This window comes from Mycolicibacterium arabiense, assembly GCF_010731815.2.
Classification (GTDB): domain Bacteria; phylum Actinomycetota; class Actinomycetes; order Mycobacteriales; family Mycobacteriaceae; genus Mycobacterium; species Mycobacterium arabiense.
In genome coordinates, this window is sequence record NZ_AP022593.1 from 3,095,638 (window position 1) to 3,114,315 (window position 18,678).

The following is an 18,678-nucleotide window of genomic DNA, read 5'->3' on the forward strand; positions in this document are numbered from 1 at the left end:
GTCAGCTGCCTGCGATGAGGTACGAGCTTGCAGCCATGGCGTCACCGGTGGCGTAACTGGTGCCGCTCTCGGCGACGCCGATGCCCGAGCGGCCGAGTTCCTCGGTGCCCTGGGCGGCGACGGCGCCGTGCGACGCGCCGTGCGTGCTGAACGACACCGCCGTCTGCAGCGACACCGGGTCGGCTGCCGGGGGCAGGACGGCCGCGATCATCGGTGCGGCAGCGGCATGGGCAGCCGCCAGCCGCGCGGTGAGTGCCTCGACCTGTGCGCCTGCGGCGTTGAGGCCTTCGGGAACCACTCGCAGAGTCATCGGTTGAACTCCCTTCCTTGGTTGGTGCGTGCTGCCTCGTCGGCGAACGGATTGACCAGCTGGACGAACGTCGGGGTATCGCCGTCGTCGAGCAGGATGCCCCGGCCGGCAGGCATGCGGGTGAAGCGCTGTCCCCGGATCTTTCCGCTGTCCTGCGGATTGCCGGACAGCATCAGGGTGGTGGCCTGCAGCTCGTTGAGTCGCCGGAGCAGGGGTGCGGTCATGATCGCGTGCGCCGACCCGGCGGCCCTGGCGGTGACGATCACGCGCAACCCGAGTTCGGCGGCTTGGGACAGCAGGCCGATCAGGTTCGTCCACGGGCGCTGCCCCACGTAGGGCCCGCTGACCGCGGGGGCGTCCGGGATCTGGTCGACGTCGTCGACGATCAGGTAGTGGGTATGCCCGTCCTGATCCGACCGGTACGTCCAGTCCTTCAGCTGCTGGGAGGACAGTCCCATTGGGGGACGGCGCTTCTCGAGCAGCGCTGCCAGTCCGAGCATCGCCGGTGTCACGCGGTCGATGTTGGGGGTGTACTCGTTGTCCGGGAACAGCGGCTCGTCGACGAGGTGCAGCCTGCGGTCGATCACCGTGAACGCGACGCGGTCGGGCGTCGAGTTCTCGCGGATGGTGCGGATCAGGTGACGCAGCAGCGTGGACTTGCCGGACTTCCCGTCGCCGAACACCATCAGCAGCGGGTTGTTCGCGAAGTCGACCTCGACGGCAGCGAGATCCTCTTCGCGTTGGCCGATGACGATGCGTTCGGGACCGCGGTACAGCGGCGCAACGGTTTCGGGCAGCAGCACCTTCGGCAGCAGCCGCACCGGCGGTGCCGACTGTCCCGGGTAGCGCGAGTTGATCTCGGCGATGTGCGCCTCCATCGATCCCCCGGTCGCTCCGCTCCTGCTCGCCGGAACTGGTCCCGGTGCCGCGAACAGAAAGTGCTCGGCTGCCATCGTGAGGCCCCGGCCCGGCTGATCGGCCGGGACACCGTCGGCGGCCCGGCGCAGGGCGCCGACCACGCGGACGTTGCTGTCTTGGGAGTCCGACAACTTGAGTTCCAACCGCATGCCGAGGCCGTCGCGCATCGCCAGCGGCACCTCGAGCCAGTTCGGCGTGGTGATCACGACGTGGATGCCGTAGGACAGGCCGGTGTTGGCCAACTCGGTCACCCTGGCCAGCAGGGGGTTACGGGTGTTGTAGGCGTCGGTGTTGTCCCGGCTGAAGGCATACAGGTTGTCGATCACCAGGAAGACCTCGCCGTAGCCGTCTGCTTGGGCGCCACTCGCGCCGCCTGCCGCGCGGCGCTGGCGGGCCAGTAGCAGCTGCTCCAGCTCGCCGAAGGTGCGGCGGATGCGTTCGGGCTCCAGCGGTGAGGCGACACTGCCGACGTGGGCGAGGGCGCCCATCTCGCGCAGCTGACCGCCGCCGTAGTCCAGGCAGTAGAACGTGACGTCGTGCGGTGAGTGCAGCGCGGCCGCGGACAACATGAACGTCTGCAGCGCCGTGGTCTTGCCCGACTTCGGGCCGCCATGGATCACCAGGTTGGCCCCCGACGAGGTCGCGTCGAAGATCAGCGGGTCGCGCCGCATCTGGAACGGCCGGTCGATCTCGCCGAGCGGCCACCGCCACTGCCTGCCCTCGACGCCCGCCCGGTGCAGGAGTTCGGCCAGTGGGATCGGCTCGTCGAGCGGAGCCAGCCACAGCGGCGGCGCCTTGGGACCGTAGTGCGACAGCTGGTCGCCGATCGTGGCCACCAACTTGCGCGGGGGCAGGTGATCGGTATCGGACCCACCGGTGACCACCACGGTGTCCGCAGGCGCCTCGACGTACGAGGCCGTGAACGGTTGCGGCGCGGGGATGCTGTGCCGCACCACCGACTTCGGCTTGCGCGGCGGGTCGTAGATGCCGTCGACGTAGGTGCTGCGGAACTTGACGGGCATCGCGCCGGGCGTGGGAACCAGGAAGCCCTCGCCCTTGTGCTCGGGTCCCGCCTCGATGTGGAATGCGTCCTCCACGCCGATGATCTGCCGGCTGATGCTGGGGCTGGCGACCTTCAGTCCGATCCGGTACGACGTGTTCTTGTCGATGTCCTTGATCCGCCCGACGTCCAGGGTCTGCGACGCGAACAGGATGTGGATGCGGAACGACCGGCCCTTGCGCGCAACGTAATCGAAGAGATCCGCGTACTCGGGATGGTCGGCGAGCATGAGCGAGAACTCGTCGGCCACCACCAGCAGCGTGGGCATGGGCGGTAGGTCGTGACCGGCGGCGATGGCCGCCTCGTACTCGAGCACGGAGTTGAAGGCGCTGCCTTGGACGCGGCGGCCCGTCTCCATCAGGAGCTTCTCGCGGCGGGCGACCTCACCGCGCAGCGTGTCGGCGAACCGGTCGGCCAGCGACTTCTTCTCCGCCATGTTCGAAATGACCGCGACCACCTGCGGGAAGTCGCGGAAGATGTCGGCCCCCGCCTCACCCTTGAAGTCTGCGTAGATCACGATGAGGCGCTCGGCCGAGTGAGTCGTCAACAGCGCCAACAGGATCGACATCAGCGTCTGCGACTTGCCCGAGCCGGTCATGCCGATCATCAGGCCGTGCGGGCCCATGCCGCCCTCGGCCTCGTCCTTGAGGTCGAACATCATCGGCTCACCGGTGGCAGTCACGCCGATCGGCACGCGCAGCTCGTCCTGCCGGTTGCGCGGCGCCCACAGATCGGCGACGTCGAGTGCGGCCGCGTCCGGGATGCCCAGCAGCGTGCCGAACGTCGCCACACCCGAACTGCTGGTCCTGGCCTGGCGCGGGTTCGTGTCCCACCGCGACAGCAGTCGTGCGACGTGCCGTGCGTCGGCGCTGGAGTAGTGGTCGGCCACCGTCACGTAGGGCTGCCAGCCGCCAGGCTGCCAGCGCTCCAGCGTGCCGTCGACCAGACGCAGGACGGGACGCTCCGGATCCGAATACTGTTCCCGGTGCGGCTCTTCCGTCGACCGGTGTACGACGGTGACGCCGGCCAGACCCGACCGCGGCACGACGACCTCGGGGTCGGCGTCGGGATCGTCCACCACGATCAGCAGATGCCTGGCCACCGACTCCGTCGCACCGAAGACGTCCCGGTCGTCTAGGGCGGGCGCCAGCAGGTCGCGGAGTTCGGCGACGTTGGGCGCGAGGTAACGCGCGGGGCCGACGCCGTCCACCTGGCCGGGGATGTCGGCGTGCGGCAGCCACTTCAGCCACGACCAGTCGTCGCCCTCGAGATCAGGGGCGGCGAGCGCGACGGCGAGCACCGCGGGGTCATGCCACGTCACGGCTTGCGCGATCCAGGCCCGCAGTGCGCCGCGGACGTCGACGGCCTCGCCGACCACCGTGATGCGCGAGACCTCGGCCAAGTCGATGCCCGCGGGCACCGAGCGCACCGTGCGCTGCACGTCGAGCAGACTCCGAAGCGCCGTGTGCGACACCGGCTCCAGATCGATCTCGTTGGCGATGTCCTTCACCCGAAGGCTCGCGCTCAAGGGAGCGTCGTGCAACCCCGCGCGTACGACCAGGAAGTCGGGATCGTTGGGGTCGCGTTCCCACTGCCTGCGGGTGCCGGGCACCTCGGCCAGCAGCGCCGGATCGGGATGCGACCACTCGAGCGCGGCGCGCTGTTCGGCGGCGTGAGCCCGGACGTTGTCCCGGACCACCGACAGGTAGCGCAGGTAGTCGGCTCGTTCGGCGTCGACCTCCTCGGTGCGCATCTTGCCGTCGGTACCGCGGTACATCGCGGTGGCGGCGAGCAGCAGCACGAACGGGAAGAACAGCATGGTCGGGGAGATCAGCCGCATGCCCGTCGCGAACAGCGCCACGATCATGCCGACGATGAGGAGCACGATCAGGTAGGGCAGCACCCGGCGCAGCAGCGACGGGGGGACGAGTCGCGGCAGCTCCGGCGGCGGCTCGATGGTGATGGTGCCCTTGCGGGTGGCAGGCACCGGAATGCGGCGGCGTGCCTCGAAGATCAACCTAGACATGCGCGATCCCGCTCCGCTTCTCGCTGATCATCACGGCGTCTCCCTCACCACGGCGGGACTCGGATCGGGTGCCAGCCCGTCGTGCGCGAGCAGCGCATCGGCGCGCGACAGCGTCGGTCCTTCCGCGAATTGACTAAGCATCGCCCAGGGAATGGGCAGAGCAGGCGTCGTCAGACCCAGTGCCGAGAGGGCGTCGGTTCCGTCCTGTCCGGCGGCGTCCTGATCGATGCCGTAGCGCACCCCGGTGTCGCTGATCCAGAACACCGATCCGGCAGCGGGCGAAGCCGGCTGCTGCCGGACGTCCTGCCCGACGGTCTGCACCAGGAAGCCGGTGCCGGGTGCGGCGACCACGCGGTTGGCTGTCGTGCCCGTGCCTGCGCCAACGAGCTGGATCGGGCGCAGCCCGTCCTCTACGGGAAGTGCTGCGCCGGACAGCAGTTCGAGCGAACCACTCGTCGCGTCGACCGGGTGGTCCCAGTGTGCGCACGTCAGCGGCGATGCGGCCGCGTCCACCAGCGTGACGGGCTCACTGGGATAGGCGTCGACGTCGATGGCGCGGGACACCGGCAACCGGGAGACCTCGTCGGCGCCGAGCCGCGGCGGCTGGTCCAGCCCGTGGGAATCGCTGTTGCGCAGGATGGCCGCCACCACTGGCGAGATCGGCTGCAGCCCATCGGTGAGCACTGCGTAGTGGCGCAGCGTGTTGTCGGCGTCGAAGGCGGCGACGACACCGCCGACCGGCGCGGGCACCGGGAAGCCCGGTTGCGAACCGGCTCCGGGGATGGCCGGCACGCGCAGTGCCGGCGCCTCGGGCACGGCGTTGAAGAGGCCCGGCGAAATCGCCCGAGGCTCGGGCAGATCGGCGTTGAGGCCCAGCGCGCCGGTCACGGCGCGGTCGTTGAGATCGATCTGGCTCCGTCGGCCCTGCCACAGCAGCCAGGTGCCCGCGTTGGGGCCACCGTCGTTGCGGACCAACACCGCATCCTGGTCCGGCAGTGTGGCGGCACGCTCGCTGTCGTCCGCGCCCGAGTCGTTTGCCAAGGGCCCAGCGATCACCGTGACGCCCACGGCGGAACCCGAGGCGGCATCGCACACCGTCCAGTCGGCGTCGCTCGCGGTGCTCTGCACCATTCGCTCCGGCGCACCGGGAATGCCGATCAGGTTGCCGCGCGGGAATTGATCGATCTCGCTGCTCTTGACCATGGTCGGGTTGTCGGCCCGGTTGGCGATGAGGCGGGCCGAGGTCAGGTTGAGCACGGGATGAACCTGCTCGCCGAGACGCACGTACAGCGCGGCGGTGTCCCGGTCGGCCAGAATGGCGCTGTCGCCCGCATCGCCCGCGGGCCGGATCAGCGAGAAGATGAAGCATCCCGCCAGGCCGGTGATGAGCAGCAGCGCGCCGACGAGCACGGAACGGGACTGGGTCCGCAGCGGATCGACGAGCATCCGCGTGTCGTGCAGTGCGACTCCGGATGCGATGCGGCGCTGGATGAATCGCCATCCCGACACCTGGTGGCGGGTGACGAAACCGCGACGGTAGGCCACCCGCTCGGGGTTGTCGTTGTCCGGCGTGCGCGACGTGAACGTGCGGCGGTCGCCCTGCTGCTCGCTCATGCGGGCACCTCGAGGCCGAGGCCGCGCAGCAACGGAATGGCCGAGTTGTTCACGTCGGTGTCGGTGATGGTCATCAACTCGTCGTCGGTGAAGTCCTCGGAGTCGGAGTGGTCCAGCCGGTACTCGCGCTCCTCCTCCGCTCGTTCGACCAGGTTGCGGACGAAGCGGCCGTTGCCCGCGATGTCGAGGCTGCGGCGGGCAACCCCGTTCGCGTCGGGCATGGTGGCCGTCGCGAGGTGGGCGAAAAGTCTCTCCATGTGCTCGCGTGCGGCTTCTTCGAAGATGCTGTCGCGCTTCTCAGCCATGCGCATCGCGATCTCGACGAGTTCGTGCGACGAGTAGGACGGGAAGTCGATGCTGCGGGTGAAGCGCGAACGCAGGCCCTCGTTGGTGTCGAGGAAGTTGTCGAGGTCGGCGCGGTAGCCGGCGACGATGACGACCAGCCTGTCGCGGTCGTTCTCCATGCGTGCCAGCAGCGTGTCGATGGCGACGAGACCGAAGTCGTTCTTCGCGCCGGTCGACACCAGCGCATAGGCCTCGTCGAGGAAGAGCACGCCGTCCAGGGCGCTGTCGATGAGCGCGTTGGTCTTGGCTTCGGTCTCGCCGATGTGCTGGCCGATCAGGTCGGCGCGGTGCACCTCGCGGACCGTCTCCTTCTTCAGGATGCCGAGACCGCAGTAGATCTTGGCGACCACGCGGGCGATGGTGGTCTTACCGGTACCGGGTGGGCCCGCGAAGACCAGGTGGTTGGTTCGCTGCGCGACCGCCAGGCCGCGCTCCTGGCGGCGGATCGCCATGGCGACCGACGACTTGAGCCGGGCCACCTGGTACTTGACCTCTTCGAGTCCGATGAACTCCGCGAGTTCGGCCTCGGCCTCGACGAGCAGGTGGGCCTTGCGTTCCTTGGCGCCCGGATCCACGAAGTCGACCTCGGTCGGCTCCGTCGCGGGGTCCCACGGGTCGAGGCGGGCTTCGATGCGGGCCGCGGTGGTCGGCACGATCCCGTAGGACGTGTCCGACAGCGCCACCTCGACCTGTTCGTGCTCGGGGTTGGCGGCGTACAGCTCGGCCAGGGTGTCGGCGGCGTCGAGGTCCTCGCCCTGGGCGCGCAACGAAAGGGCCTTGACCAGCGTGCCGTCGACGACCGCGACCTCGACCGGGCCGGACGGGTCCTCGAGGTAGGACAGGGCCGGGGCGAACATGCCGAGCCTGGCCAGTGACGTGCCCAGCGCCACGCGGGCGGCGTGGGCGTACGTCGCGTCGAGCTTGGGATCGTTGACCACCGGGGTGAGCAACCGGACGACGTCGGACCACCGCTCGGTGCGGTAGTACATGGCGACGCGCACCCAGCGGGCGTTCAGCCAGCTCGGCTTGCGCTGGATCAGCTGCTCGACCAGGCGGTCGGCCTCGGCGTAGTCGCCGCGATCGGACAGCGTTGCGGCGTAGGCGAGTTGGAAGTCGTCGGCCGTCGTGGCACGGAACTTCAGGTAGAGACCGGTGTCGTAGTCGAAGCCGAGATCGCCAGGCGTCATCTCGAGCTGACGCTGCAGCACCCCCGCGGTCCCGACCGTGCGCCACACGGACTCCACGACGCGTGCGCTGGTGTCGCCTGCCGCGGCCAGTCCCGTCCAGGCGTCGCACTGCTCGTGGGCGATGCGCGTCAACTCGGCGAAGCCGGTGCGCGCTGCCGCCAGGTCGACTGGGCGACGCCGGTCGTGGACGGTCAGCCCGAGCGTCCGGCTGCACGTCGCAAAACGACTCAGAACATCGCGGTCGACCCGCGCCCCCGCAAGCGTGTCACTGCCCATATGCGTCACGAAGGCAAACGCCCCCGCCATCTCCTTATGTATGCCTAAGCTAACCCGGCGAAGTTAGCATTGCATAACTTAACTGTCGAGACGCACGTCTCGCGTTGCTGGAGGCAGCGTGCGTGACCCCGGTCACCCCTTGGTGGCGGTCACCAGGCTGATCGAGGACGCCATCGGGCCGGCCTCCGGATCGTCGGCGGGGATCGGCCTGCCCAGTTCTTCGAGGAAAACGGGCAGTGCTGTCGTTTCCGCAGCCCATCCGCGGCCGCCGAACCAGTCGCCGGCCTGCGCCGCTTGCTCGTTGTAGACCAGGGTGAAGAACGAGCCAGCAGCCCCCGCGTCCCGCTCCTCCTGCTGCTTTGCTGCGAAGGCCTCGGCCGGCATCGGCCTGCCCTCCTCGACGGCGAGCCAGCTGCCGGGATGAGCCAATGCGTCAATACCGCCGAACAATTGCTCCTGGGCGGTCGCCGGCAGGTAGATGAGCAAGCCCTCGGCAATCCACGCCGACGGCCGCGACGCGTCGAACCCCGCACTGCGCAGCGCGCCCGGCCAGTCGTCGCGCAGATCGACGGCCACCTCACGGCGCTGCGCCCGGGGTTCGGCGCCGTGGGCGGCCAGCACCTCGCGTTTGAAGTCGAGCACCTGCGGTTGGTCCAGCTCGTAGACGACGGTGCCGTCCGCCCATGGCAGTCGATACGCGCGCGAGTCCAGGCCCGCGGCGAGCAGCACGATTTGATCGACACCGGCCTCTGCGGCGCGGGCGAAGTACGCGTCGAAGTAACGGGTGCGCGCGCCCTGGAAGGATACGAAGTGCGCGCCGAAGTCCGAGTTCAGCCGCAGCGCGCCCTGCTCGCCGGTGGCACCGTCGAAGACCTGCGCCCACGTCCCTCCTGCCGCTCGGCAGAACACCTCGGCGAAGGGATCGACGGCAAGCGCGTCGGGCTTGCGCGCCTCGAGCGCCCGTGCGGCGGCGACGAATAGCGCCGTCGATCCGACGCTGGTCGTGATGTCCCAGGTGTCGCGGTCGTCTCCCGTAGGTCGCATGCGCGTGAGGCTACGCCCGGGACCTGACGAGGCCCTGCTGCCGCGAGCGTCGAGTTCTCGGGCAGAAGTGCGGGTGGTTTCCACGGAAAGTCCACGTTCGAGCCGAGGCGCCGGCTCAGACGAGCGGGATGCCCTTGCGGATCCGCCGGTCCACGTCCTTGAGCAGAACGTTGAACGGGAACTGCCTGACGAAGGCAGGCACGGCGTCGTTGACCGCTCGCAGGACGGCGATCACCCGGTCGAATCGCTGCTGGCGCCGTTCGTCCCAGGGCAGGCGCATCTCGTCGCGAAATCGCTGCGGCAGGAACCCAGTGGTGATCAGCAGCGCGAAGTCCTCGGATCGGCGCTGGATCGGCCCGGGCAGCTTGACGCCCCGAACCCGGCTGGCGGCAATGGGATAGAGGTAGTCGCGGACGGTGTCGTCGATGTGGACCCGTTCCAGTGAGCGCTGCCAGTACTCGTCGAACGCGGCGCGATTGGGTGGCCACATCTCCGGTGGCACCTGCAACGTGGTGCCGAGGTTCATGCCGTCGGAGTAGTGCTGGTCGGCCTTCTCGGCGTCGAGTTCCCCGACGAAGAGCCGGTGGACGTCGACGCCGCCCTTGTAGAGGCAGGCCGCGACCCACAACTGCAGGTCCTTGTCGAAGGCGTGGTACTTCACCGGGCTGTCGTCGGTCGAGTAGACCTGCGCATGCGCCTTGTTGACCGCCCTGCGATACGCGGCCTTCTGCGCCTCGGTGCCCTTCGTCGCGACGGCAAGGTAGGTGAACGTGGTGCGTGCCCGCTTGATCGGGTGCAGGTCGACGCGGCCGCTCTCGACCCGGCTCTCGAGCACGCCGTAGCCGACGCCGGGGCGCGCCAGCTGCATGATGACGTTCGCCGGACCGGCGAGAAGCGCGACGCCCATCAGTCCGTCGTCGAAGCTTGCCCCGCGCCGGCCGGTCGGGCCGGCCTTGCCGGGCTCCGGTGCGCTGACCGGCCACTCCACCGGATTCTCGCTGATCGTCATCGACCGACCCTCCACCCCGTAAATCTGCGAACGCGTGTTTCCTGATATTGCCGCTCATCGTGGACAGGTGTCAAGATGGAGCGATGGCTCAAGTCAGGCCGTACGGCGGCGTCGAGGCGGCAGAACGTCTCGCCGACCGTCGACGACGGTTCATCGACGCCGGCCTGGAGTTGCTCGGCGGCGAGGCCGTGCCCGCCGATCTGACGGTCCGGGCGATCTGCCGCGAGGCCGGACTGGCAGCGCGCTACTTCTACGAGGGCTTCACCGACAAGGACCAGTTCGTCGGCGCCGTCTTCGACGCCGTGATCGCCGAACTCGCCGCCACCACGCAGGCCGCCGTCGCGGCAGCGCAGTGCGCCGAACAGAACCGGGCGGGCATGGCCAACATCGTGCATGCCGTGGCCTCCGACGCCCGGATCGGCAGACTGCTCTTCAGCGCGCAGCTGTCGAATTCGGTGGTGGCGGCCAAGCGCGCCGAGTCCGGGGTGCTGCTCGCGATGCTCTACGGCCGCGAGATCGGCATGGCGCTACGCGTCGATCAGGGCGAACGGGCCAGCCGCAAGGGCATGGCGACCGCCCACTTCGCGGTCGGCGGCGTTGGGCAGACCATCAGCGCCTGGCTGGCAGGTGACGTCGACCTGACTCCCGACGAACTCGTCGACCAGCTGGCAGCGATTCTCGACACCATCACCCGCCCGCGCCTGCATGGCGGCGACTGATCTCAGGGCACTCGCCGGTCCGCGGCGGTGCGCGCCACGGTGCCGGTGTCGGAGTCGTCGAATTCCTTGGTCCAGCAGGCGAATTCGAGCGTGATGCCGTCGGGGTCCTGGAAGTAGAAGGACCGCACGTACACGCCGGGATGGAGCGTCGCCGACACCTGGGCCGGGCTCTCGTCGTGGTTGAGCACCGGGCCCACCCGCACGCCCTTGTCCTTCAGCCGCTTGCGGTACTCGTCGAACTTCTCCGAAGGCACGTGGAAGGCCAGGTGGTTGAGCGACCCCACGCCGCTGACGATCTCGCCGATTCCCGGAATGGCCGAGGGCTGCGAGATGCCGGGCACGCCGTCGGGCGCCTCGGTGAACCAGAAGAACGCCACGCAGTCGCCGTTGCCTGCGTCGAAGAAGAAGTGCTGCCCCATGCCACCGGGTAGATCCAGCGACTTCACCAGTGGCATGCCCAGGACACCGGAGTAGAAGTCGACGGTCTTCGCCATGTCCGAGCACACCAGGGCGACGTGGTTGATGCCGCCGAGTTCGAACTCCGCGTTGCGGCCGGCAGGTTTGATCATGTCGGGCTTGGTCATCGCGCCTCCGGAGTCCGGGTCTGGTCACGACCGGATTCTGAATCTAACATCAGCGCCAGCCAGCACGAGGGGATGCCGTCGACATGAGCAGGAATCCAGGGACCGCACCCGGCGTCACACGCGAGTTCATCGGACTGGACTCACCGTCTGCTCGACGTGCCGGCTCCGGTGGGCACCCCTGCCAGGGCGTCTACTACCGCGGGGTCGGCCGCAAGCCCAAGGTGGGCATGATCGCCGCCCACTATCAGGTGGACTTCTCCGAGCACTACCTCGCCGAGTACATGGCGACCCGCGGCATCGGGTTCCTCGGCTGGAACACCAGGTTCCGCGGATTCGAGAGCAGCTTCCTACTCGACCACGCGCTCGTCGACATCGGCGTCGGCGTCCGCTGGCTGCGCGAGGTTGCTGGGGTGGAATCCATTGTCCTACTTGGCAACTCCGGCGGTGGGTCGCTGATGGCCGCATACCAGGCGCAGGCCGTCGACCCGCACGTCGTGCCCGTCGGCGGGATGCGGCCGGCCGCGGGCCTCGGCGACCTGATGGCCGCCGACGGGTACGTCGCCAGCGCCGCGCATCCTGGCAGGCCCGAGGTGCTCACCGCCTGGATGGACGGCGCGGTCATCGACGAAGCCGACCCCGTGGCAAGCGATCCCGACCTCGACCTGTTCGACGAGTCCAACGGCCCGCCGTATGCGCCGGAGTTCATCAAGCGGTACCGCGCCGCGCAGGTGGCCCGGAATCACGCAATCACCGAGTGGGCCGAGGACGAGCTGAAACGCGTTCGTGCAGCGGGCTTCTCGGATAGGCCATTCACCGTGCACCGCACCTGGGCCGATCCGCGCATGGTGGACCCCACCATCGAGCCTACGAAGCGCCCGGCGAACACCTGCTATGCGGGCGAGCCGGTGCGGGCCAACCGTTCGGCACGCGGGATCGCCGCCGCATGCACGCTGCGCAACTGGATGGGCATGTGGAGCCTGCGCCACGCCCAGACCCGCGCCGAGCCGCACCTCGCCCGCATCGAATGCCCGGCCCTGGTCATCAACGCCGAACAGGACACCGGCGTCTTCCCGTCGGACGCCAAGCGGATCTACGACGCGCTGGCGAGCACCGACAAGACGATGTGCGTCATCGACTCCGACCACTACTTCACGACGCCAGGCGCGCGCAGCGAGCAGGCCGACGTCATCGCCAAGTGGATCGGCAAGCGGTGGCGGTGAAACCCGTACGCGTGCTCGCCCACTTCGTGCCGGGCGACAAGGTGCTCGACTTCGTTGCGCAACAAGCGGATTGGTTGGACGTCCGGTTCTGCGCCGAGGACGACGATGCGACGTTCGAGCGCGAGCTGCCCGAGGCCGACGTCATCTGGCACGTACTGCGTCCGCTGTCGGGAGCCGACGTCGAGCGGGCCGTGCGGTGCCGGCTGATCCACAAGCTGGGCGCCGGGGTCAACACCATCGACGTCGACGCCGCCACGCGCCACGGGATCGCGGTGGCCAACATGCCGGGCGCCAACGCTGCGTCGGTCGCCGAGGGCACGCTGCTGCTGATGCTGGCTGCGCTGCGTCGCCTGCCCCAACTGGACCGGGCAACCCGGGCCGGGCGGGGCTGGCCGTCGGACCCGTCGCTCGGCGAGACCGTCCGCGACATCGGCGGGTGCACCGTCGGCCTGGTCGGGTACGGCAACGTCGCCAAGAGCGTCGAGACCTTTCTGACCGCGATGGGTGCCGACGTGGTGCACACCAGTACGCGTGATGACGGCCATCCCGGATGGCGCTCCCTGTCCGATCTGCTCGCCACCAGTGACGTGGTGTCGCTGCACCTGCCGCTGACTGCGGCGACCGAGGGCATGATCGACGCCGAAGCGCTGGCGACGATGAAGGCCGACGCGGTGCTGGTGAACACCTCGCGCGGCGCGATCGTCGACGAGGCGGCCCTGATGGCCGCGCTGCGCGAAGGCCGTCTCGCCGCGGCCGGTCTCGACGTCTTCGCCACCGAACCGGTCGAGGCCGACAATCCGCTGCTGCGCCTCGACAACGTCGTCGTCACGCCCCACGTGACCTGGTACACGGCCGACACGATGCGCCGCTACCTGGTCCACGCCGTGGACAACTGCGAGCGTCTGCGAGACGGGCGGCACCTGGTGAACCTGGTGAACGAGGTGCCTGACGGACCGGGGTGAGCGCCGGGTACCCTCGGACCCAACCGACCGGTTAGTTATCCAGAGGAGGCGACGATGCCCATAGCGATCCTGTCCGAGCACACCGACTTAGCCGAGTCCGTGCGCTCGTTCGTCAAGCGGGTGGCCCCGTCGGAGGTCCTCCACGAAGCGCTGGAGAACCCGATCCCCAACCCGCCCACCTACTGGAAGGGCGCTTCCGAGCAGGGGCTGCAGGGCGTCCACCTGTCCGAGGACGTCGGCGGCCAGGGCTTCGGCATCCTCGAACTGGCGATCGTGCTCGCGGAGTTCGGCTACGGCGCGGTGCCCGGCCCGTTCGTCCCATCGGCCATCGCCAGCGCGCTCATCAGCGCCAACGACCCGGCGGACAAACGCCTCGAAGGCCTGGCCTCCGGTGAGGTCATCGCCGCCTACGCTCTGCACTCCACGCTCACCGCCACCAAGCAGGGCGGTGGCCTCGTCATCCGCGGCGAGGTCCGCGCCGTGCCCGCCGCCGAGCAGGCGTCGGTTCTGGTGCTGCCGGTCGCCATCGATGGCGGCGAAGAGTGGGTGGTCCTCGACGCCGACCAGGTCGAGATCGAAGCGGTCGCGAGCGTCGACCCACTGCGTCCGGTCGCACACGTGCGCGCCAACGCCGTCGAGGTCGCCGATGACCGCGTCCTGTCCAACCTGAGCCGGCCGCTGGCCCGTGCACTCATCACCACGCTGCTGTCCGCGGAGGCCATCGGCGTCGCACGCTGGGCCACCGACACCGCCGCCGAGTACGCAAAGATCCGCGAGCAGTTCGGCCGCCCGATCGGTCAGTTCCAGGCCATCAAGCACAAGTGCGCCAACATGATCGCTGAGACCGAGCGCGCCACCGCCGCCGTATGGGACGCCGCCCGCGCCATCGACGAGCTGGCCGAGAAGGGCGCCGAGGGCAGCGCGTTCGAGTTCGCCGCAGCCGTGGCCGGCACCCTGGCTCCCGCTGCCACCCTGCACACCACGCAGGACTGCATCCAGGTGCACGGCGGCATCGGGTTCACCTGGGAGCACGACACCAACGTCTACTACCGGCGCGCGATCGTGCTCGCGGCGTCGTTCGGCCGTGCCGCCGACTACCCGCAGCGCGTCGTCGACGTCGCCACGTCGACCGGTATGCGCCCCATCGAGGTCGACCTCGACTCCGACACCCAGAAGCTGCGCGAAGAGATCCGCGCGGAAGTCGCTGCGCTGAAGGCGATGCCAAGCGAGGACCGCACCACCGCGATCGCCGAGGGCGGCTGGGTGCAGCCACACCTGCCCAAGCCGTGGGGCCGCTCCGCCAGCCCGATCGAGCAAATCATCACCGCCCAGGAGTTCTCCACCGGCCGCGTCAAGCGCCCGCAGATGGGCATCGCCGCGTGGATCATCCCGTCGATCGTCGCCTTCGGCACCAACGACCAGCAGCAGCGCTTCCTCCCGCCGACGTTCCGCGGCGAGATGATCTGGTGCCAGCTGTTCTCCGAGCCCGGCGCCGGTTCCGACCTGGCGAGCCTCACCACCAAGGCCACCAAGGTCGATGGCGGCTGGCGCATCACCGGCCAGAAGATCTGGACCACCGGTGCCCAGTACTCCGAGTGGGGCGCGCTCCTGGCTCGCACCGATCCCAGCGCGCCGAAGCACCAGGGCATCACGTACTTCCTGCTCGACATGAAGTCCGAGGGCGTCGAGGTGAAGCCGCTGCGCGAGCTGACCGGCAACGCGATGTTCAACACCGTCTTCATCGACGACGTGTTCGTGCCCGACGAGCTCGTGCTCGGCGAGGTGAACCGCGGCTGGGAGGTCAGCCGCAACACCCTCACCAACGAGCGGGTGTCGATCGGCGGCAGCGAGCCGCCGTTCCTGGCGAGCCTCGACCAGTTCGTGGCATTCCTCGCCGAGGGGCACTTCGACCAGATCGAGCAGCACGAGGCAGGCAGGCTGATCGCCGAGGGACACGCCGCCAAGCTGCTGAACATGCGCTCCACGCTGCTGACGCTGGCCGGCGGTGACCCGATGCCCGCAGCCGCGATCAGCAAGCTGCTGTCGATGAAGACCGGCCAGGGCTACGCCGAGTTCGGCGTCTCCTCGTTCGGCACCGACGCGGTGATCGGCGATCAGGGCGAAGCGTCCGGCAAGTGGGCGGAGTACCTGCTCGCCGGTCGCGCCACGACGATCTACGGCGGCACGTCCGAGGTGCAGCTGAACATCATCGCCGAGCGTCTGCTCGGTCTGCCGCGCGATCCGTAGATCACATCTGCTGGCGCCGTCCGCCCGACGTCGCGAGTATGGAGGTACGACCTCCTGTTCGACGACGAAGGGCGGACGACGTGAGTGACTCCGAGAATGCCTCGACCGCACCGGTTCTGCTGTACGACGGGGTCTGCGGGGTGTGCAACCGCGGGGTGCGAACCATTCTCCGATTCGACCGGCGGGGCACGTTGCGGTTCGCGGCGCTGGACAGCGACTTCGCCCGCGGCGTCATCGCCCGTCATCCAGAATTGGCCGACGTCGATTCCGTTGTCTACGTGACCAATCCCGGCGGGAGCGACGAAACCGTCGACATCCAGTCGGCGGCCATGTTCCGGGTTGCGGAGTACCTGGGCGGCCCCTGGCGGCTGACGCTGGCGGCACGTGCGATCCCGCCCTTCCTCCGAGACTGGGCCTACGCCCGCTTCGCCGAGGTCCGCTATCACGTCGGCGGACAGTACGACACCTGCCCCATCCCGCCGCCGGAGGTCCGCAGCCGGTTCATCGACGCCGCCTGACGCTCTCGGTCGGACCAGCCGCCGTTGTCGCCCGCTGAGCACGACGCTACGGCAGAATTCGTACGACGTCGGCCGGCAGGAGGTGTACGACGAGCGACCCCAAGTCGGCTGTCACGCTTCGCCAGCTGCGGTACTTCGCCGTCCTCGGCGAAGAACTGAACTACCGGCGGGCCGCCGAACGGCTGTTCATCACCCAGCCCGCGCTGTCGACCGCGATCAAGGCGCTTGAGCACGCGTTCGGCGTCACCCTCTTCACCCGCAGCACCCGCGAGGTCGCCCTGACCGATCTCGGCGCGGCATGGCTGCCGCAGGTACAGCAGGCCCTCTCCGGAGTGGACGCCGTCGTCGCCAACCTCGTCACGCTGTCCGGCACCCGACACGGCGTATTGCGGCTGGGGTACTTGATCGGCACCGGGGCCGATCTCCTGTTCCGGATGGTCCGGCACTTCGAGGCCGTCTACCCGGACGTCACGGTCGAGCCGATCGAGTACGACTTCGGCGACCCCACCGCGGGCCTGGGCGACGGCACCACCGAGGTGGCGATCATCCGGCCGCCGGTCGACCTGCCCGAACACCGCATGCTGATGCTCGACTCCGAGTCCTGGGTTGCGTGCCTGCCGCGTGACCACCGACTCGCCGAGCGCACCGAGGTCCGGATCGCCGAGCTGCTCGACGACCCCATCGTGTGCGCACCGCTGACGGCCGGGCCATGGCGGGACTACTGGCTGGCGATGGACGTCCGCGGCAACCGGCCGCCCACCATTGCAGCGATCGCAGCGACGTACGAGGCGGAGACGACGTCGATCGCGCGCGGTCTCGGGATCAGCTTCACGACGTCGTCGGTGGCCCGCTTCTACGACCGTCCCGGCATCGTTTACGTGCCGATCACGGATCGGCCGCCCAGCCATACGGCTCTAGCGTGGCATCCCGCCAGGCTCTCGCCGCAGGCGGAAGCCCTGGTCAGACTGGTGCAGTCGCAGTGGAGCTTCGGTGACGCGTCCGACGTCGCACCGATTGATAACTCCGCGTTATGAGTAGATCAAATCATTGAACTTCCGGTGAACGGCTGACGGGGCTTTCCTGTCATCAGTCGCTTTTCCGTCCCGTCACCCCGCTCTGAACTGGAGTGCTCATGACCGACACACCCGTACGACCGACCGACCCCGCGCCGCCGGCGCTGAACGCCGAGGACGCCAAGCTCGCCGAACTCGGCTACACCCAGAAACTCGACCGCTCGGTCGGCACACTCGCGTCGTTCGCGATCGGCTTCGCCACGATCAGCGCCACCACCGCGGTGTTCACCGGCTTCGGCGCCGGCTACTTCACCGCGGGTGCACCGTTCGTGTGGACGCTGCTGTTGGCAGGCGCGGTCTTCGCGCTCTGGACGTTCATCGCGGCCGACCTCACCGCGAAGCTCCCGCTCGCCGGCTACTCCTATCAGTGGATCAGCCGCATCAACGGTCCCGACCTCGCCTGGTTCACCGGCTTCATCGCCCTGATGGGCTGGGTGTGCGGCATGACCGGGGTCGGCTTCATCCTGTCCGGGTACCTCGGCGGACTGATGGGCTGGACGCTGACCCAGAGCACGCAAATCCTGCTCGCGATCGCCGTCGTCTTCGTCTGCGTGCTGATCAACATCTACGGCGTGCGGTTCGCGACGATGGTCAACAACATCGGCGTCAGCCTCGAACTCGTGATCACCGTCGGCGCCACCGCCCTGATCGCCATCATCGCGTTCTCGGCGCCGGAGAACCACCAGCCGATCTCGGTGCTGTTCACCGGCGGCGAGTCCGGCGACAAGGACTCCTACATGCTGGCCTGGCTGGCCGCCGCGCTCGGCCCGTTCTTCGGCCTGATCGGCGTGGAGTCCGGCGCCGACGTCGCCGAGGAGACCAAGAACGCGCGCCACGTCGTGCCCAAGACCATGTTCTACGCGCTGGTCACGTCGATCGTCATCGAGCTGCTGATGTACGTCGTCTACGTGCTCGCCATCAAGGACGTGGCGGCGGTCGAGGCCAACTCGTCGGCACCGATCGAGGAGATCATCACCCAGCAGGCCGGGCCGGTCGTCACCAAGATCATCGTGGCGGTGGCGCTCACCAACATCCTCGCCTGCCTGCTGGCCAACATCCTGGTCGCGACGCGGCTCACCTACTCGATGGCCCGCGACAACATGCTGCCGTTCTCCAAGGTGTGGCGGCACGTCTCGCCGACGCGAAAGACGCCCACGTTCGCGGTGATTGGGCTCGGCGTCCTGTCGACGATGCTGCTGTTGTCGGCGCTGGTCAACGAGAAGGCGTTCAACTACATCATCGGCATCGCGTCGCTGCTGTTCTTCTTCGTCTACATCCTGCAGACGATCGGTCTACTCGTCGGCTACCGCAAGGGCACCATCCCCGCACCGGAGCCCGGCACGTTCGACCTCGGCCGCTGGCGTCTGCCCCTCTACGTCACCGCCCTCGTGGTGTTCCTCGGCGTGGCCGTGGCACTGCTGTTCCTCCCGCAGTTCACCAGCAACAAGTGGGTCTTCCTCGGCATCGTCGTCATCGCGGCGATCTGGTGGGCCACCGGCCTCAAGTCGCGGCTACGCAATGGCGACGCCGGTGCCACCTACGCCAAGACCCACGACCTCTGATCCC

14 protein-coding genes and 1 pseudogene are annotated in these 18,678 nt (G+C 68.7%); 8 read left to right on the plus strand and 7 right to left on the minus strand.

Annotation, left to right across the window (positions count from 1 at the left end):
• Window position 1: 1 nt before the first annotated feature.
• The 6 genes from G6N61_RS16620 to G6N61_RS16645 form a co-directional block, all read right to left on the minus strand.
• Window positions 2–310 carry a PE family protein gene (locus G6N61_RS16620; RefSeq protein ID WP_163919503.1) on the minus strand — a complete coding sequence of 103 codons (309 nt, stop codon included), beginning with the start codon at window positions 308–310 and terminating at the stop codon, window positions 2–4.
• On the minus strand, window positions 307–4,314 hold the full coding sequence (gene eccCa / locus G6N61_RS16625; RefSeq protein WP_163919504.1) for a type VII secretion protein EccCa: 4,008 nt from the start codon (window positions 4,312–4,314) through the stop codon (window positions 307–309). Before eccCa ends, G6N61_RS16620 begins: the two co-directional genes overlap by 4 nt.
• A gap of 30 nt (window positions 4,315–4,344) precedes the next feature.
• Window positions 4,345–5,928: a type VII secretion protein EccB gene (eccB, locus tag G6N61_RS16630; RefSeq protein WP_163919505.1), complete on the minus strand. Its 1,584-nt coding sequence runs from the start codon at window positions 5,926–5,928 to the stop codon at window positions 4,345–4,347.
• Window positions 5,925–7,736: a type VII secretion AAA-ATPase EccA gene (eccA, locus tag G6N61_RS16635; RefSeq protein WP_163919506.1), complete on the minus strand. Its 1,812-nt coding sequence runs from the start codon at window positions 7,734–7,736 to the stop codon at window positions 5,925–5,927. The genes eccB and eccA overlap by 4 nt, the downstream gene beginning before the upstream one ends.
• 132 nt (window positions 7,737–7,868) lie before the next feature.
• The gene (locus tag G6N61_RS16640) at window positions 7,869–8,780 is read right to left on the minus strand and encodes a class I SAM-dependent methyltransferase (RefSeq protein WP_163919507.1); all 912 of its coding nucleotides are present in this window, start codon (window positions 8,778–8,780) and stop codon (window positions 7,869–7,871) included.
• Between the two features lie 115 nt (window positions 8,781–8,895).
• Window positions 8,896–9,789 (minus strand): oxygenase MpaB family protein, encoded by an 894-nt coding sequence (locus tag G6N61_RS16645; protein WP_163919508.1) that lies wholly within the window; start codon window positions 9,787–9,789, stop codon window positions 8,896–8,898.
• An 83-nt stretch (window positions 9,790–9,872) separates the two neighbouring features.
• Here G6N61_RS16645 and G6N61_RS16650 point away from each other — a divergent pair, with 83 nt between their 5' ends.
• Entirely contained in the window at window positions 9,873–10,508 is a 636-nt protein-coding gene (locus tag G6N61_RS16650) for a TetR/AcrR family transcriptional regulator (RefSeq protein ID WP_163919509.1), read from the plus strand.
• Window positions 10,509–10,510: 2 nt separating this feature from the next.
• Here G6N61_RS16650 and G6N61_RS16655 read toward each other — a convergent pair whose 3' ends face one another.
• A complete protein-coding gene (locus G6N61_RS16655; protein WP_163924884.1) occupies window positions 10,511–11,077 on the minus strand; it encodes a VOC family protein in 567 nt (188 codons plus the stop codon).
• A 98-nt stretch (window positions 11,078–11,175) separates the two neighbouring features.
• Here G6N61_RS16655 and G6N61_RS30880 point away from each other — a divergent pair, with 98 nt between their 5' ends.
• The 7 genes and pseudogenes from G6N61_RS30880 (at window position 11,176) to G6N61_RS16680 (ending at window position 18,674) form a co-directional block, all read left to right on the plus strand.
• A complete protein-coding gene (locus tag G6N61_RS30880) occupies window positions 11,176–12,312 on the plus strand; it encodes an alpha/beta hydrolase (protein ID WP_235887147.1) in 1,137 nt (378 codons plus the stop codon).
• Window positions 12,309–13,274, plus strand: a complete 966-nt coding sequence (locus G6N61_RS16660) for a 2-hydroxyacid dehydrogenase (RefSeq protein WP_407666241.1) — start codon at window positions 12,309–12,311, stop codon at window positions 13,272–13,274. Before G6N61_RS30880 ends, G6N61_RS16660 begins: the two co-directional genes overlap by 4 nt.
• 54 nt (window positions 13,275–13,328) lie before the next feature.
• The gene (locus G6N61_RS16665) at window positions 13,329–15,521 is read left to right on the plus strand and encodes an acyl-CoA dehydrogenase family protein (RefSeq protein ID WP_163919511.1); all 2,193 of its coding nucleotides are present in this window, start codon (window positions 13,329–13,331) and stop codon (window positions 15,519–15,521) included.
• An 80-nt stretch (window positions 15,522–15,601) separates the two neighbouring features.
• Window positions 15,602–16,039 (plus strand): thiol-disulfide oxidoreductase DCC family protein, encoded by a 438-nt coding sequence (locus tag G6N61_RS16670; protein WP_235887148.1) that lies wholly within the window; start codon window positions 15,602–15,604, stop codon window positions 16,037–16,039.
• Between the two features lie 125 nt (window positions 16,040–16,164).
• Window positions 16,165–16,320 (plus strand): annotated as a pseudogene (locus tag G6N61_RS31145) (helix-turn-helix domain-containing protein); the annotation flags it as partial.
• 51 nt (window positions 16,321–16,371) lie between these two features.
• Window positions 16,372–17,073: a LysR family substrate-binding domain-containing protein gene (locus tag G6N61_RS16675; RefSeq protein ID WP_235887149.1), complete on the plus strand. Its 702-nt coding sequence runs from the start codon at window positions 16,372–16,374 to the stop codon at window positions 17,071–17,073.
• Window positions 17,074–17,171: 98 nt separating this feature from the next.
• The gene (locus G6N61_RS16680; RefSeq protein WP_163919513.1) at window positions 17,172–18,674 is read left to right on the plus strand and encodes an APC family permease; all 1,503 of its coding nucleotides are present in this window, start codon (window positions 17,172–17,174) and stop codon (window positions 18,672–18,674) included.
• Window positions 18,675–18,678 lie beyond the last annotated feature (4 nt).

What these genes read in the sequence shown, in the direction of transcription:
- eccB (WP_163919505.1), bottom strand. Translation starts at nt 5,928, where the DNA reads ATGAGCGAGCAGCAGGGCGACCGCCGCACGTTCACGTCGCGCACGCCG.
- G6N61_RS30880 (WP_235887147.1), top strand. Translation starts at nt 11,176, where the DNA reads ATGAGCAGGAATCCAGGGACCGCACCCGGCGTCACACGCGAGTTCATC.
- G6N61_RS16640 (WP_163919507.1), bottom strand. Translation starts at nt 8,780, where the DNA reads ATGCGACCTACGGGAGACGACCGCGACACCTGGGACATCACGACCAGC.
- eccCa (WP_163919504.1), bottom strand. Translation starts at nt 4,314, where the DNA reads ATGTCTAGGTTGATCTTCGAGGCACGCCGCCGCATTCCGGTGCCTGCC.
- G6N61_RS16650 (WP_163919509.1), top strand. Translation starts at nt 9,873, where the DNA reads ATGGCTCAAGTCAGGCCGTACGGCGGCGTCGAGGCGGCAGAACGTCTC.
- eccA (WP_163919506.1), bottom strand. Translation starts at nt 7,736, where the DNA reads ATGGGCAGTGACACGCTTGCGGGGGCGCGGGTCGACCGCGATGTTCTG.
- G6N61_RS16655 (WP_163924884.1), bottom strand. Translation starts at nt 11,077, where the DNA reads ATGATCAAACCTGCCGGCCGCAACGCGGAGTTCGAACTCGGCGGCATC.
- G6N61_RS16665 (WP_163919511.1), top strand. Translation starts at nt 13,329, where the DNA reads ATGCCCATAGCGATCCTGTCCGAGCACACCGACTTAGCCGAGTCCGTG.
- G6N61_RS16620 (WP_163919503.1), bottom strand. Translation starts at nt 310, where the DNA reads ATGACTCTGCGAGTGGTTCCCGAAGGCCTCAACGCCGCAGGCGCACAG.
- G6N61_RS16680 (WP_163919513.1), top strand. Translation starts at nt 17,172, where the DNA reads ATGACCGACACACCCGTACGACCGACCGACCCCGCGCCGCCGGCGCTG.
- G6N61_RS16645 (WP_163919508.1), bottom strand. Translation starts at nt 9,789, where the DNA reads ATGACGATCAGCGAGAATCCGGTGGAGTGGCCGGTCAGCGCACCGGAG.